Genomic DNA, 15,089 nt, shown 5'->3' with positions numbered 1-15,089 from the left:
TCCCATTCCAAATATCACCATTCTACCAGCTATGGAGATATCTGCAATCGCCGATGCCGATCCGAGAGGACGAGTAGGTTTACGGCTCCTTTCGCTCGGGGAGCTCCTCTTGAAGCTCTCGGAAGCCCTTCGCCGATCGCGCGAAGACCGCGACGACCAGCAGCAACGCGCCGGCATAGCCCATCACGGCCGCTACGCCCGCCAGGCCGGCCAGCCAACCGCCCGCGAGGACGCCGACGACCATGCAAAGATGAATCAAAGCGTTGAACAGGGATGCTCCGCGGCCTAGCAGACGCTGAGGCAGCTTCATCATGAAGCTGGAGCTGAGCGGTACCTGATAGAGTCCCTGGGACAATCCGGCGAGGATGCACCAGACGTAGACGGGGAACATGCCCGCCGTCTCGCACCATATGCTCATCGGGATCACGAGCAGCAGCGAGAGGCCGAGGAGAGCGGTCGATGTCTGGAGCAGCAGTCCGGGCCGCAGACGGCGCTTCATGAGTCTCGGGCCGATCAGCGCCCCGCCGATCGCGCCGGCCGCGAACGCCGCCTCGAGCATGCCGAACTGGAGCGCCTCCGCATGGAACGTCTGCAGCAGCAGCGCGTTGTAGTTGGTCGTGAACAAGCCCAGTATGATCATCACGGGGATCATCATGAAGATCAGATACCGGATGGACGCGAGCGCCATCGTCTCCCGGATGCCTTCGCGCAAGGAGGCTAGATACGTATCGGACATTCCCGGGTTCGGACGAACCTGGCTCTGTTCCTCTCTCAGCACCCCGATCCGGTTGAACAACAGCGCCGAGCATGCGTAAGCCGCCGCGCTGATCGAGAAGATCAGGGGCGGATGGTCGATGACCAGCAAGAGGCCGGCCAGCATCGGACCGACGATGTTGACGGTCTGGACGGTACTCTGGAACAAGGCGATCGCCGCCGGTAGACTGTGTCCGCCGACGATGCGGGGGACGGACGCGATGCGTGCCGGTTCGAAGACGGCTCTGGCGAGGCCGCTGAGCAGAACGAGCGTCAGTAGGATCCAAGGCGCGTCGACGAAGAAGATCATGACGAGCAGGATCGCCATCCGGCTCAGATCGGCGGAGATCATGATCGTCCGTTTGGGATAACGTTCGGTGAACGGCCCGAGGAAGATGCCCAGCAGGGCGGAAGGCAACAGCTGCGCGAAGATGACGAGCGCAATGTAGAGCGGATTGTCCGTCATCCGGGAGAGAAGATAGATGACGGAGATTCGGGCGATGGCATCGCCCGTCATCGCGATGACGACAGCCAGCCAATAGGCGAGATAGGTCTTATCCTTCAATAATTCGTACATGCGATTAGCCCACCCTGCATGAAGCGTCTCTTCATACACGAATGAAGGCGTTCAAAAGATACGCGGGCTCTCGGCTAGCGCGGACTGAATCCGCGGCGCGCTCCAAAATCCGGCCTTTCCCTTCTATCATTCGTCCAAGCCTCTCCTGCCCCAACTGCATGGACTAGTAGCATCCCAGTTGACAGGCGGTGGTAGATTCCTATGATTCGACACGTCCGACGTCAACGTTCGCGCATGATCCGCAAGGTGAATGCAGCCTTGCACAGCGGATTCGGCTGGTCCTCCGCCAACTGGGCGGGATACGCCATCTCCGGCGGCAAAGGCACCATGAAGCGCATCTCTGCGAGCTGGACCGTACCGGCTGTGCAATCTACGGCCAGATCCGCTTTTTCTTCCGCTTGGATCGGGATCGACGGCTTCAACAACACCAGCTTGATTCAGACCGGGACGTCGCATGACTATGTGAACGGCCAAGCCCGTTACGAAGCTTGGTGGGAGATCCTCCCGGCGGCGGAGACCGTCATTCCGCTGCCGGTGCACGCAGGCGACCGCATGCAGGCGGTCATCGCGAAGCTGAGCGGCACCCGTTGGTCCATTCGGCTTCGGAACGCGACGCAGAAATGGACGTTCCAGACCGTGCAGTCCTATAACGGACCGCAATCTACGGCGGAATGGATCGTTGAAGCCCCACTGGTGAACGGCACGCTGACCTCCTTAGTGCGATTCCGCCCGATCGTCATCACCCAATGCCGGTTGAACGGCAAAATTCCGAAGCTTAAGTTCTCCGATAGAGGCTATATGCTTCGGAACGGCAAGATCGTGGCCATCCCGTCGCTCCCCAACCGTGCGGGCGACGCCTTTGTCGTGAGGAGCGTCGTCTCCTCACCGAAGTCGTAGCGCCTGGCTCGGGCCTTACGTTTCCCCCGGGCACACGGTGCCGAGCAAGCCTAGCTCGTAGCCTCTGGCGACCGCGCCGATCCACGTCTTGACCCCCAGCTTCTGGTTGATCGACGTCAGATGGTACTCGACCGTACGCTGGCTCATGGCCAGGCCGTCCGACGAATCGTTCGGGAAGGTGGCGTACTGCGCCAGCGGCTGGCCGTCGCCGTCATACGGGGTGGCCAGCCGCCGCTGCACGTCGGGCGTAAGGACAAAGTAGCTGTTCTTCATGCCGAGCGGCGCGAAGATCCGATCCCGGACGACCTTCTCGAACGGCTGTCCTGTTACGTTCTGCACCACGCAGCCGAGCAGGTTGTAAGCGCAATTGTCGTACCGGTACGCCGCTCCCGGCTTGCGAATGATCGTAGGAATATTGTCCTTGACGAAGTCGGCCAACGGATAGACCTCCTGCGGATCGGAAGGCCCGGCCAGCGGCGGCGCGTACTCGGAAGCGGAGGCGGCGGTCGGGAGGAGCAAGGCTGCGGTCAACCCGCCGACGAGCAGCTTGCGGAACGTCCGGCCGGAGGGAAAGGGAAACTTGCGCATAGGTGTCTCCTTTATCGCAGGAAGGAATGAGTTGCAACCCTATCCTACCAAACCCCTCGCGTCGGCGAATCCGTAGTGGGCCGCGGATTCCGCGACCGGCCGCGCATTTCTTTTGCGCGATCGCGCAAGGCTCGCCCCCGCGCTCGTCGCCCCTTCGCCGAGCAAACTATTCGTTCAGATAAGTGCCGATCCGGCTCGCGAGCGATTTGGCCACCGCGTCGGCCGACTTGCTGCCGGAGAAGTAAGCGGCGGATTCTTCGGCGATCATGGCCAGCACTTTCGGATTCTGATTGCTATATTTGCTTACGGACGGCATCAGGTTCACCACGCGCATAATATCTTCATCGCTCAGCTTCGGCTGGAGCGTGGTGCCGTCCTTGTTTTTGATTTGAATCCCCCCCTTTTTTCCCCCTCCGCCTTTGCCTTCCAGCATGTTCTTCGTCTCGACCAGCTTGTTTTTGAGCGCAGCCTGGTTGACGGGGAATTGCATCAGAGACATCGAGGATTGCATCTCTTCGGAGAGCAGGAATTTAACGAAAGACCAGGCCGCGTCCTGCACTTTCGATTTGGCGTTCAGACTGAGCACCCGACCCGACTTGAACGGAATGCCCTCGTCCTGTCCGATCCCCGGCGGGCGAAGCATCGCCTGCGATTTGCCGCCCATCTGCGGCATCAGCACGACATCCATCGGAGAATTCATGTTCATTTGATTAAAGTTCGCCGTGTCCGGCCCCATCATCTCCGACGTCGCCAGACCGGTGTCGTACAGCTTCTTGATTTTCTCCATGTACGCTTCGAACGCGGCGACATCGAATGTCCAGGACTTGCCGTCGTTCTTCACCAATTGTCCGTATACCGATCCGACGAGGTACCCGAGCAGCGATTCGGGCGGTATGGCGGCCAAGCCAAATTTACCGTCGGTTTTCGTCTTGGAGAGCAGATCGACGAACTGGTCCCATGTCCAGGTCTTATCGTCCAATTGATGCTGCTTCAGCAGCTCGGCGTTCCCGTGCATGACGTCCAGGGTGAACGAGGTCGGAATGCCGTACCACTGGTCCCCTTGCGACAGCCCTTTGAAAATATTCTCGTAATAATCGGACTTGCGGAAGCTGCCGTCTTTTCCGGCCAGCGCGTTCCAATCCGCCAACAGCCCTTTCTCCGCGTACTTGTCGAAAGGAAGATTTTCGACGGAGATGATGTCCGCCGCGTTGCCCGACATGATGGCCGTGTTGACGTTATTCGCATACTTCTCCGCGTCTTGCTTCTCCTTTTCCGATTCCGCCCCACCGCCTTGCCGCATGACCATTTTGCCGCCGACTTCGCTCGTGTCCATCGGCACAAGCTCGTCGAAGACGATGTCGATGTCGGGATGCGCCGCTTCGAATTTTTGCTCCGCTTCCGCCAGATAGCGGTCCTTGGTCAGGACGCTCATGGTCACGACCGTCTTGCCGTTCGACTTCTCGGTCTCGCTGCCTACGGCGGCAGGCGTCCCGCCAGCTCCGCCCTTGTCCTTGCCGCCCGCGCAGGCCGTCATGGCTGCGCACAGCAGGATCAGCGCCCCCGTCTTCCATCCGTTCGCTTGCTTTTTCATTTCGTCGTCCTCCCTTATATTCGATGAATGAAGTCAATACCGTACGCGGTCTCCGTCGCCGAGCGGCTCGCTGGATGCCGTGACGAACTGCTCGTTGGGCATCATCCCGTCCGTCACGACCGTATCTTTGTTCTCGTCTTGAATCCGGAGATAGGTTTTGCTGACGTAGTAGGCGGAGCCGAGCGGTCCGTCTTTTTCCTTCACCGTGAAGACGTAATAACCGCTATTGTCCTGATGAAGCGCCGACTTCGGGATTTGCATGCCGAAGGAATGACTCGTACTCGTGATGCTGACGGAGGCTTTCAGGCCCGGCTGCAGCTTGGCCTCCTTCACGTCGAACGTGATTTTCTTGTTGGTCTCCTCCGCCCCGCTCTCGGCGCCGGCGCCCCTGGCGTCCGCCGCCGCGTCCTCGATCGCGGAGATCTTCCCTTCGATGTTCCTTCGCGGCGTTTCCTCGAGCTGTATGCTGACCTTGTCGCCGATGCGAAGCGCGGATGCGTCGTTGCGATCCGCCACGACGGAGAACTGGTAGCCGGAGCTGTCGGCGGCGATCTCGACGACCGGCTGGCCGCGGCCGGCCGCGACGCCTTCGGAGGCGTTAATCGCCGTTACGACGCCATCCACCGGCGAGGTCAGCGTACCGCCATCCGCGATCTGCTGCTTCAGATCGTCGATCTTGCGCTTCTGCATCTGCAGATCCAATCGCTTCGCTTCGATATCGCGCTTCTGGTTGTCGATCCCGGCCGTATCGTCATTCCACAGCATCGTCTTCAGTTGATCCGCCAGCTTGGCCAACTGCAGCTCTTGCTGATCGTAGCGGGCCTGTTCGTCCTCCAGCGTTCGTTGGGTCGAAGACGTATCGAACGTGAGGAGCGGATCGCCGCGCTTCACACGGTCGTTTTTGTTTTTGAGGATCTTGACGACCGTCCAATCCCCCTTCGCGTAGAGCTGAGCGGTATAGGCCGGCTGGAGGAACCCTTCGCCCGATACGGTGAGCTCGAGTCCGCCCGTCTTGGGCTTGTCTACGGACACCTTGGGCAGCGACAAGCCTTGAATCGTACTGGACAGAAACGTCAAGACGAGCAGGATGGCGAAAAACAAGCCGATCATCCAGCGCAGCGCTTTTTTGCGTCGTTGCATGTGCGAATGTCACCTCCTTCTTCCGGTTAGCCTTTGATGCCCGACATCTGAATCCCCTCCACGAGATGCTCTTCGCCATAGAGGAAGATGAGCACCATCGGCGTCATATACAGCACGGATGCGGCGAACGCGACCCCGCGCGCCCCTTCGGCGATAAAGGCCAAGTAGACGGACAACGGCTGGCGGATCGGTTCGGTCAGGAAGAGGAGCGGCTGCTCGACCATATTCCAGTTGTCCACGAACGACAGGAGGACGAGGGCGGCGATGCCTGGCTTGACGAGCGGCAAGACGATGTGCAGGAATGCCCGCAAGTGGCCTGCGCCGTCGATCTTGGCCGCTTCCAGATAGCCGTTCGGGATGCCGCTCATGAACTGCCGCATCAGGAATACGCCAAAGGAAGCGAAAATGCCGGGCAGCACGATCGCTCCGTAGCTCTTCAGGAGGCCCAACTGCTGCGCCACGAGATAATTCGGCACGAGCGTCACCTGAAAGGGCATGAGCATCGTGAGCAGGTAGACGAAGAAGAGCTTGTCTCTCCCGGGGAAAACCAGCTTGGCGAACGCGTATCCGGCTAAGGTGCCGACAACGGCCTGACCGACGATGATGGGGAGCGTCAGCTTCGCCGAATTCCAGAAATGCAGCAGAAATTTCGGCCGCTTAAGCAAGATCTCGTTGTATTGGGACAGCGTCGCGCGCTCCGGGATGAGCCGAATCGCGGCATGATCCCGGGCGGCGGTCGAGTCGGCGCCGAGCGCGTCGTAATGCCGGCCGATCTCCTGCTCGGCCATGAACGAATTGCTGACCGTCAGGACGACGGGGAATAAGATCATCAGCGCGAACACGGCCAGCAGCAGCCATTTCAGGAGCGTCGACATCCGGCGCAGCGCATCCCTCATGACAGCGCCTCCCTGGACCGGCGTTCCAACCGGAACAGGACGTACACCGTGACCCCGATCACGATCGACAGCAGGACGGCCGCCGCCGTCAGCTTCGGATAGTCCAACGACTGGAACATGTTGTTCATGAAGTGCTGGAGCGTGTAGATGGCGTCGTTCGGGTAAGCGCCCGCCACCAGGTACGTCTCGCGGAATACCTTGAACGACTGGACGATGCTCATGACGATCACGAAGAAGGAAGTCGGGGCGAGCCCCGGCCAGGTGATGTGCAGAAACCGCCGGACCGCTCCCGCGCCGTCGATGGACGCCGATTCGTACTGCTCCGCCGGGATGTTGGACAGACCCGCGAGGAAAATAATCAGGTTGTAGCCGACGTTTTTCCACACGAATACGATCAGCATGACGGCGAGCGCCCACCGGGTGTTCATCCAGTCGACGGGATCGAATCCCCAATGGAGGAAGAAGCCGTTGATCGCGCCTTTCCAATGAAACAGCGTCTGCCAGACTAGGATAACGGAGGCGACGGGAACGACCAGCGGCATCAGGAACATCGTCCTGAACGACTGCCGCAGCGGCAGCTTCCCTCTCAGCAGCAGAGCCAGCCCCAGCGATGCCGCGTAGAGCAGAGGGACGCCAAAGCCGGCAAAGGCCAGGGAATTGACGAACGCTTTGCGGAACGAGCCGCTGGCCTCTAATGTCCGGTAGTTGTCGAGACCGACAAAATGGCCGCTCACGGGATTGTCGATGAGCGAGTAATAGATGACGGCGCCGAACGGGAGGATGAAGAAAAGAAGAAATCCCGCCAGGCTCGGCGCCAGGAACAGCAGCACGAACGGCGCGTCCCGCCGGCTTTGCAGACTCGGCCGCTTCAGATGGGTGCCTCCTTCCGAGGATGCGCCGCAGCGCGTCCGCTCTTGAATTCGAACCCATCATAGCCGCGTTGTGTGACAACCGTGTGACAGCCTGCGGCGTGACAAAGCCTCCGGGGCTGACTTAAAATAAGAGGGCCAAGGGCAGGGGAACGGAAAACGGGAAAGGATGAGCGAGCATGCAGCCGAAAGTGCTGATTGTCGAGGATGAACGGCGCATCCGGGAGTTGATCGCCGACTATCTGGAAGCGGAGGGTCTGGCGTGGTGCGAGTGCGACCGGGGCGACAAGGCTCTGGAGACGTTCCGCCTGCAGGGGCCGCAGCTCGTCCTGCTCGATATTCTGATGCCCGGTCTGGACGGGTACGATGTGTGCGAAGCGATCCGGGCCGAGTCGAACGTGCCGATCGTCTTCCTGACGGCCAAGTCGGAAGAGGACGACAAGCTGCTCGGTTACGACCTCGGCGCCGACGACTATATGACCAAGCCGTTCAGTCCGAAAGTGCTGGCGGCCAAGATCAAAGCTTTGCTGAAACGGGCGGAACCCGTCAAAAAGGAGGGGGCGGCCGAGGACGATTCCGAAGCGGTGGCCGTCGAAGGCCTCGTGTTGAACGTCACGGCGAGGGAAACGTTCCTGGAGGGGGCTCCTATTGCGCTGTCGCCCAAGGAGTTCGATCTCTTGCTCTACTTCGTCCGCAACCGCAACCGGGTGCTGAGCCGCGAGATGCTGCTGGACGCCGTTTGGGGCTATGACTACGAGGGGGACGTCCGGACGGTCGATACCCATGTGAAGCGGCTGCGCCAGAAGCTGGGGGACCGGGCGGAATGGATCGTTACGCTGCGAGGCAACGGTTACCGGATGAAGGTGGCGTCATGACGGCATGGAGACACTCGATCGCCTTCCGGCTGTTCGCCATTACCTTTCTCGCCGTGATGCTGCTGATAGGCGGACTGCTATCGGCGCTTGCGGGCAGCTTCTCCTCCTTCTACGAACGCCGGCAGATCAAGGATATTACGACGCAGATGAATCTTATCAAAGACCGGTACGCGAGCGAAGTAACATCGTTTCCCCCGTCTGGGTTCCCTCCCTACTTCTCCCGATTCGAGAACGATTATTACGCGTCCATCTCTCTGGTGACGTTTAACGAGGGCATGACCATGATTCAAAGGGGGGCGCAGGAGTCGGGCGCATCCGACGACGCCCTGCTGCCCGGTTCGCCGCTTGATGCCTTGCTGAATTTGCCCAGCCCGGGACTCGACGAGCAAACGAGGAAGTTCACGCTGGCGCTGCGAGAATGGCGGAACGACCCGCAGGCCACGGACCGGGTGCTGACGCAGGGCAAGACGCTGGTGTACCGGACGAAGGGCGTCGGACCGGAGAAGTTCGGGGGCGATCAGCTGATCGCGGTTGCGCCGATCCATGCAGACGGCAAGGGCAACGGAACCGTGCTGTTCGCCACCTCTTCGCTGCAGCCGGTCATCGGAGCCGCGAGCGTCATCCGCGATTTCTCGTGGTACGCGTTCGGCATCTCCATCGTACTGGTGACGCTGCTCGCCTTCCTCTATGCCGGCATCCTCACCAAGCCGCTTCGCTCCTTGAACGAGCGCGCCGGCCGGCTCGCGTCGCTCGACTTTTCCGCTCGCATCCGCTGGCGGCGCAAGGACGAGATCGGCAAGCTGGCGCAGACGTTCGATTTCCTGGCGGACAACCTGCAGCAGGCGCTCGAGAAGCTCCAGACGGCCAACGACAAGCTGCGGGAAGATATCGAGAAGGAAAAAGCGCTGGAGCGGATGCGCCGCGACTTCGTGACCGGGGTGTCGCACGAGCTCAAGACGCCGCTCAGCCTGATCGGGGGTTATGCGGAAGGCTTGCAGGACAACATCGGATCGGGGGCCAAGCGGGAGAAGTACGCGGAGGTGATCCTCGACGAGACCCGCCGCATGTCGGCGATCGTCGGCGACATGCTGGATCTGTCCCATCTCGAAGCCGGCCAATACAGCCTGAATCGGGAGCCGTTCGACGCCGCGGAGCTGCTCCGGGAGTCTGCCGGCCGCGCGCAAGCGCTCGGAGCCGGGAGGGAGATTCGGGTCGCGCTGGATTTGCCCGCGACGGCAGACGGGACCGTCCCCGCGATGGCGGATCGGTCCCGAATCGGACAAGTGTTGACGAATCTGGTGACGAACGCCGTCCGGCATGCGCCGGCCGGCGGGACGGTCACGATCGCGGCCGCGGTGGAAGGCGACGGATGGCGATTGTCCGTCCATAATGAGGGAGATCCCATTCCGGCGGAGGAGTTGTCGCGGATCTGGGTTCAATTCTACCGGATCGACAAGGCGCGCAACCGGTCCAGCGGGGGGACCGGGATCGGGCTCGCCATCGTGAAGCAAATTCTCGAGCTTCACGGCAGCCGCTGCGAGGCGACGAACGAGCGCGACGGCGTGACGTTCGCCTTCACGCTGCCTGCGGCGGCGCGCTTCGGCGAATGGGACGCACGGGCCGAAGCGCTATGAATCGGAGCAGTCTTCTCTTCGCCGCATCCGTACCGAAGCGTCCCTCCCGCTTAGGCCCAGTCGAACAGGACGCCGGCGTAACGCTCTTTATCGTTCCTTAAGCCCTCATACGCCTCCGCCGCCTGCTCCGGCCGGAGCACGTGGCTGATCAGCGGCTCGATCTTCAGCTGCCGATTTGCCATCAAGTCGAAGACGATCTGCGAATTCCGCACGAGCGAGTGCTTGACGAACGGGTCCCGCGCGACCGGGAAGCGCCATTCGTGCGCTCCCCGGATGGAGATGCTGCCATAGTTGATCAGATGAACGTAATTGAGCAGTTCCGTCACGTTGGTCTGATATTCCCCGCGCGGACTGCCGAGCAGGATCAGCTCGCCGTACTTCGCGAGGAGCGGCAAGTTGTCGACGGCAGCCTTCGGCACGCCCGTCGCTTCGATCAGCGCGGACGCGCCTTCGCCGTTCGTCCGCTGCAGGATCGCTTCGCGGACGTCTGCGCGATCCGGATGCAGCGCCGCGTCGATCCCGGTCTCCTCGGCCAACTGCAGACGACGCTGCGACAGATCGATGCCGTACACGGACGCGCCCTGCAGCTTGGCCAGCTGAGACGCCATATTGCCGATGAGACCCAGCCCGGTCACGACGACGGCGTCGCCCAGCTCGATGTTCGACACCCGAATCGAAGTGAACGCGACCGTCGCCATCCGCGCGAACGGGATCCACGTAGGCGGCACGTTCTGCGGCGCGCGCAGGAACACGCCGTTCGCCGGGACGACCTGATAGGCCGAGTGGTCGCCGTAATGGAAGACCAGGTCGCCGGCGCTGAAGTCCTTCACCCCGCTGCCGACTTCGACGATCTCGCTCACGGCTGCGTAGCCGGGCACGCCCGGCATGCCGAACCACCCTTCCCGCCCCGACAGGCACGCCAGTTCGGTTCCCGGGCTGATCAGCGTATACTTCTTCTTTACCAACACCTCATGCGCGCCGAGTCCGCCCGTCGCAATCGGCGTCTCCCGCACCTCGACCCGCCATGGCGCCTCGAATACGATTTGCTTGTTGTTCATCGACTATCTCTCCTTTTACGCTCCGCCCGTATCTTCGCCATCCCGACGCGTACGGATATTCGGGGCATAGTATTGGGTTGGGGGCGCGTCAGCTCGATCCGGTCCGCGGTGCGCAGATGGGCGACGGGAAACGCATCGGACAGCGCCATCTCGCCTGCCGGGACGTCTCCCGGACCGGCGTTATTTATAAGTATAGAATACCAGGTCGGCGCGATCTTTAGCTCAGAAACCGATTGTTTATCTAAAACGACGATGGGCGGCAATAACGAAATCAATAGATTAATAGGCAAGCCAAAAAAAAGGCCAGGTTCTCTGCCTGGCCGTAGGTATTCGGTGTATATCTAAGGAATCCGATAAAACCGGGCTGCCGTGCCTCCAAAAACGGCGGCTCTTTCCGATGCGGCAAATTCCGACAAGGCCAGATGGGTTTCTTCCCATACTTCGTCATAACTGCCGTTCAATATGGCCACCGGCCAATCGCTCCCGAACATTAACCGTTCCGCGCCAAAGACGTCCATCGCATAGGCGATGCACGGCCGCAGCACCTCTGCGGACCAGCCGTTGCCGGCAGCCGTGTTCAAACCGGACAATTTGGCGAACACGTTCGGATTTTCCGCCGCTTGCTTTAACTGCCGTGCCCATTCCTCCCAACCGTCCGATCCGAACGGCGGTTTGGCCAGATGATCGATAACGATACGAAGATTAGGAAACTTCTCCGACAGCAGCGGAACCAGATTCAAATGGTTAGGGAATACGACGACGTCGAACGTCAGTCCGTTTCGGCCACTTGTATCCTTTCCATCGGGCCAATCATATTGGCATATCCCCTGCTGCAAAAATATTTCGTCAAAGGGCTCACTCTCGGGGCTGTAAAAGCATAATCGAATGGCGGCGCAAATAAGATTAGCCCTCTTCTTGCGAAGAGGGCTGTTCCATATTCATTTATTCCGATTCATATGGCGTTGTTCGATCGTTATTTACTGTCAGCTGCTAGCTTTTCCCGGTACTGCACTGGAGTGACGCCCTTGATCGACTTGAACGTTTTCGTGAAATAAGGGATATCGTCATAGCCGACGATGCTCGCGATTTCATAAATCTTTATCGTCGGGTCTCTCATAAGTTCGGCCGCCTTGCTCACCCGATATTCCATGAGATATCTGCTGAACGGAACGTTCATTTCCTCTTTGAAGATTTTGCTTAAATACGAAGCATTCATAAAGAATTTTTTGGAAATGACATTCAAATTAATCGGTTCGTTATAGTGAGCCTCCATATATCGCACGATGTTTTCGATCACTTTTCGCGTTTTCTTCTGTTGCGTCCTTTCCATGTAAGCAATGATGATCAATAGCGCTTCTTCAAGCAACTGCCGGATCTCCCGCAAGCATTGCGCTCGCTGCAGCAATTCGAAAAATTGCAGGCTGAACCTTGAAAAATCTTCGATGGAATGTTTGCCTTCGATTGCCGTTCTCGTGATCGCGTTGATGATATGAATGAAAATAAACTTCAATTCAGTCGGATCGATGAGCGGATTGGCCGCCACGAACCGCTCCAAATTGGCTAACGCCGCTTCCTTATCGCCCAATTTCACCAAATTGACAAGCGCTTCAATGTCGTAATGTTTATAGGCCTCCAATCTCACCGGCTTCTTCGCGGCAGTGATGTTATCCGCGGCCGGAAAACCGCTTAGCAGCAACGAATGCTTGGCATTCCGATATGATCTGGAAATATCCCGGATGTCGGTACATGATTCCCCGATCCCCACATCGATCGAACAGCCGGAAATTTTGTGAACGAATCGATCGATCTCTCTCCTTACGGAGTCAATATGCCGACGAATCGCTTCCCTGTCTTGGATCGACGAGACGATAGCTACCGTCTCTCCGGAATGCGTTAACACGATATCGTTGTCGCTGAATGGTTGAAGATGGTCTCTGGCTAAATTGCGTACGACGAATTGCACGAATTCGGTGTTCCAAGCATCTAACGATTTGTCGGGCGACTGAATTTGAAAGATAACGCAAACATGGTTAAGGTTCGTATTGCCGATCTGAAAGTCGATTAACGTTCCGCGAAATTGTTGTTCGTCTTGAACCTTGCCGTTGATCAAGTCGACATACAACATTTCTTTCAGCAAGGGCAGCCTTTTGTTGACTTGCGTATCCGCCTTTTGCAGGAGCTCTTCCTTTTTCTTTTCGATCTGAATCTGCTCCAGACATTTTCCGACGACTTGAAGCAAATCATCGTCCTCCACCGGTTTCAGAATGTAGTCGAACGCCCCGAGCGAAACCGCTTTTTTGGCGTATTCGAAATCGCTGTAGCCGCTGATAATGATCGCTTTCGTGTGAAGCCCTTGATCTCTTAAGTTTTGAATTAATTCGAGTCCTCCCATATTGGGCATGCGGATATCCGTCAACATCAGATCGGGCTCGAACAGAAGCGCCTTCTCGAGCGCTTCTTCGCCGCAGCTCGCTTCGTGAATCTCGCCAATCCCGAGATCCTTCCAATCAACCGTATGGATCAGTCTCTCTCGAATCCACACTTCATCGTCGACGACGATCATCGAAGTCATTCGGACAACACCTCTTTAGGTAGAATCGGGATTTCTACGGTCGCTTTCGTTCCTTTGCCATACGCGCTCTCGATCTCGATGCCGTAATCCGTCCCGTATTTCAGCCGAATTTGCCGGTATATATTTCTCAACGCAAAACTGGTTGCCCCGTCCTTCGATCCCGATTCGATAGATTCCCTCAGTTCTTTTAACTTGTCCGCGCTCATGCCGATGCCGTTGTCTTCGACGATCAGGCGCAAACGTCCTTGATCGGAAGAAGCCGTAACGGAGATATGTCCCTGTCCCTTCTTTTTTTCGATGCCGTGGTAGACAGCGTTCTCAACGATCGGTTGAAGGAGCAATTTAGGTACCGGGCAGTCTGCAAGCTCATCGGGCAAGTCGATGCGGAAGCTGATTTCCCCTCGATAACGAATATTTAAAATCGTTAGATAATTGACGACCAAGCTCACCGCTTCTTTTAACGTCACCATCTCTCTGCCGCCGCTCAGGCTGATTCTGAAAAACTTGGATAAAGCGGCTACCATTTGCGATATTTCTTCGACTTTATTGATTTTCGCGATGCTGTAGATGGAATCGAGCGTATTGTACAAAAAATGCGGATTGATTTGCGCCTGCAGCAGCTTGATTTCCGCTTCCTGCTTTAAGATTTTCTCGTTCGCCAAGTCCTTGACGAGCACCCTCAGCTCGCCGGCCATGTCGTTGAATCCTTGGTACACGCGTCTGAACTCGTCTTTGCGGTTGTCGTTAATCCGGAAATCCAAATTCCGGTTTTCGATCTTTTGCATGGCCTTCACAAGCTTCAGCAACGGTTTGTAAAACAGATGAGACATGAAGTAAGTGACTCCGAATATTAATAACGCCGTGATCGAGACCAGCACAAGGAGAAACTGTCTCAATTCGAACACTTTCCCCAAAATTTCGGACGCGGGTATTACAACGACGTATCTCCACTGCGTATATTGGGAAATGGAATACACGACAAATTGCTTTCGGCCATCAATAAAAAAACTTCCGCTGTCTCGTCCTAATCGACGAATTTGCTCGTTAATCCGGGAGTTGAGATCGGTTTTCGCTCCCAAAACGCTTTTGTCCGAGTACGCCACGACGTTCGCGTCTTCATCCAGAACAACGAAATCCCCGGGAACGCCTCTTTGGATTTTCCGGTAATAGTCGCTAATGTACGATACGTTTACGTTTGCGGCCAATACGGCAATCGTTCGGTCGTTCCCGTCTTTTAATACCTTGTTGTACGTGATCTGTTTATCGGATTCCAAACGGGACTTGATTCGGTTTAACGTATAGTAATCGACGGGCGTCGAGACGAACCAACGTTCAACGCCGTCCGTTTGTCGGGCGTATTTGACGAAATCAACGTTATTCGTATCCACGTTTTCATAATAAGTCGACTTCGAATCGATGAGCGCATTCTGATGAGTCAAATAGAGATCGAAGGAATCGATGCCTTCCATGATGTTCATCGTTTTGATCCGTATAATGATAAAGCCGAGGAGATCGAGAAGCCCTGCGTACTTTTCGTTTTTCTTCTCCGGCGCCAGTTGCGTTTCTTGTTCCGCAAGCGAGCGCAGACGGCTGTCCGATAAGATGAGCTTGCTCATTCCGGTAACGTTGTCCAACGCGG

13 protein-coding genes and 1 pseudogene are annotated in these 15,089 nt (G+C 57.7%); 4 read left to right on the top strand and 10 right to left on the bottom strand.

Going from position 1 to position 15,089, the window contains the following annotated elements; translation table 11 throughout:
• Positions 1-79: 79 nt before the first annotated feature.
• A complete protein-coding gene (locus H7C19_RS20525) occupies positions 80-1,330 on the bottom strand; it encodes an MFS transporter (protein ID WP_185670912.1) in 1,251 nt (416 codons plus the stop codon).
• 246 nt (positions 1,331-1,576) lie between these two features.
• On the opposite strand from H7C19_RS20525, the gene H7C19_RS20520 reads away from it, so the two are divergent.
• Positions 1,577-2,227 (top strand): G1 family glutamic endopeptidase, encoded by a 651-nt coding sequence (locus H7C19_RS20520; protein ID WP_221469370.1) that lies wholly within the window; start codon positions 1,577-1,579, stop codon positions 2,225-2,227.
• Between the two features lie 15 nt (positions 2,228-2,242).
• Here the strand turns inward: H7C19_RS20520 and H7C19_RS20515 are convergent, their stop codons facing one another.
• The 5 genes from H7C19_RS20515 to H7C19_RS20495 form a co-directional block, all read right to left on the bottom strand.
• Entirely contained in the window at positions 2,243-2,815 is a 573-nt protein-coding gene (locus H7C19_RS20515; protein WP_185670910.1) for a serine hydrolase domain-containing protein, read from the bottom strand.
• A 166-nt stretch (positions 2,816-2,981) separates the two neighbouring features.
• On the bottom strand, positions 2,982-4,406 hold the full coding sequence (locus H7C19_RS20510) for an ABC transporter substrate-binding protein (RefSeq protein WP_185670909.1): 1,425 nt from the start codon (positions 4,404-4,406) through the stop codon (positions 2,982-2,984).
• Between the two features lie 33 nt (positions 4,407-4,439).
• Positions 4,440-5,546 carry an efflux RND transporter periplasmic adaptor subunit gene (locus H7C19_RS20505; RefSeq protein ID WP_185670908.1) on the bottom strand — a complete coding sequence of 369 codons (1,107 nt, stop codon included), beginning with the start codon at positions 5,544-5,546 and terminating at the stop codon, positions 4,440-4,442.
• A 26-nt stretch (positions 5,547-5,572) separates the two neighbouring features.
• Entirely contained in the window at positions 5,573-6,442 is an 870-nt protein-coding gene (locus H7C19_RS20500) for a carbohydrate ABC transporter permease (RefSeq protein WP_246469627.1), read from the bottom strand.
• On the bottom strand, positions 6,439-7,272 hold the full coding sequence (locus H7C19_RS20495) for a carbohydrate ABC transporter permease (RefSeq protein ID WP_313731871.1): 834 nt from the start codon (positions 7,270-7,272) through the stop codon (positions 6,439-6,441). The genes H7C19_RS20500 and H7C19_RS20495 overlap by 4 nt, the downstream gene beginning before the upstream one ends.
• Before the next feature lie 218 nt (positions 7,273-7,490).
• On the opposite strand from H7C19_RS20495, the gene H7C19_RS20490 reads away from it, so the two are divergent.
• Together H7C19_RS20490 and H7C19_RS20485 are read left to right on the top strand one after the other, a co-directional pair.
• A complete protein-coding gene (locus tag H7C19_RS20490) occupies positions 7,491-8,186 on the top strand; it encodes a response regulator transcription factor (RefSeq protein WP_185670907.1) in 696 nt (231 codons plus the stop codon).
• Entirely contained in the window at positions 8,183-9,820 is a 1,638-nt protein-coding gene (locus H7C19_RS20485) for a sensor histidine kinase (RefSeq protein WP_185670906.1), read from the top strand. The genes H7C19_RS20490 and H7C19_RS20485 overlap by 4 nt, the downstream gene beginning before the upstream one ends.
• 50 nt (positions 9,821-9,870) lie before the next feature.
• Here the strand turns inward: H7C19_RS20485 and H7C19_RS20480 are convergent, their stop codons facing one another.
• Both H7C19_RS20480 and H7C19_RS20475 read right to left on the bottom strand, forming a co-directional pair.
• Positions 9,871-10,878, bottom strand: a complete 1,008-nt coding sequence (locus H7C19_RS20480) for a zinc-dependent alcohol dehydrogenase (protein ID WP_185670905.1) — start codon at positions 10,876-10,878, stop codon at positions 9,871-9,873.
• A 341-nt stretch (positions 10,879-11,219) separates the two neighbouring features.
• Positions 11,220-11,618, bottom strand: a complete 399-nt coding sequence (locus H7C19_RS20475; protein WP_246469626.1) for an amidohydrolase family protein — start codon at positions 11,616-11,618, stop codon at positions 11,220-11,222.
• Between the two features lie 42 nt (positions 11,619-11,660).
• On the opposite strand from H7C19_RS20475, the pseudogene H7C19_RS34915 reads away from it, so the two are divergent.
• Positions 11,661-11,759: pseudogene (locus H7C19_RS34915) on the top strand (carbohydrate ABC transporter permease); the annotation flags it as partial.
• 92 nt (positions 11,760-11,851) lie between these two features.
• Here the strand turns inward: H7C19_RS34915 and H7C19_RS20470 are convergent.
• Positions 11,852-13,450, bottom strand: a complete 1,599-nt coding sequence (locus H7C19_RS20470) for a response regulator (protein ID WP_185670904.1) — start codon at positions 13,448-13,450, stop codon at positions 11,852-11,854.
• Positions 13,447-15,066 (bottom strand): cache domain-containing sensor histidine kinase, encoded by a 1,620-nt coding sequence (locus H7C19_RS20465; RefSeq protein WP_313731868.1) that lies wholly within the window; start codon positions 15,064-15,066, stop codon positions 13,447-13,449. Before H7C19_RS20465 ends, H7C19_RS20470 begins: the two co-directional genes overlap by 4 nt.
• Positions 15,067-15,089 lie beyond the last annotated feature (23 nt).

This window comes from Cohnella nanjingensis, from assembly GCF_014212125.1.
Lineage (GTDB): Bacteria > Bacillota > Bacilli > Paenibacillales > Paenibacillaceae > Cohnella > Cohnella nanjingensis.
The sequence above is the reverse complement of the archived record's forward strand: the minus strand, read 5'-3'. Positions and strand labels throughout refer to the sequence as shown.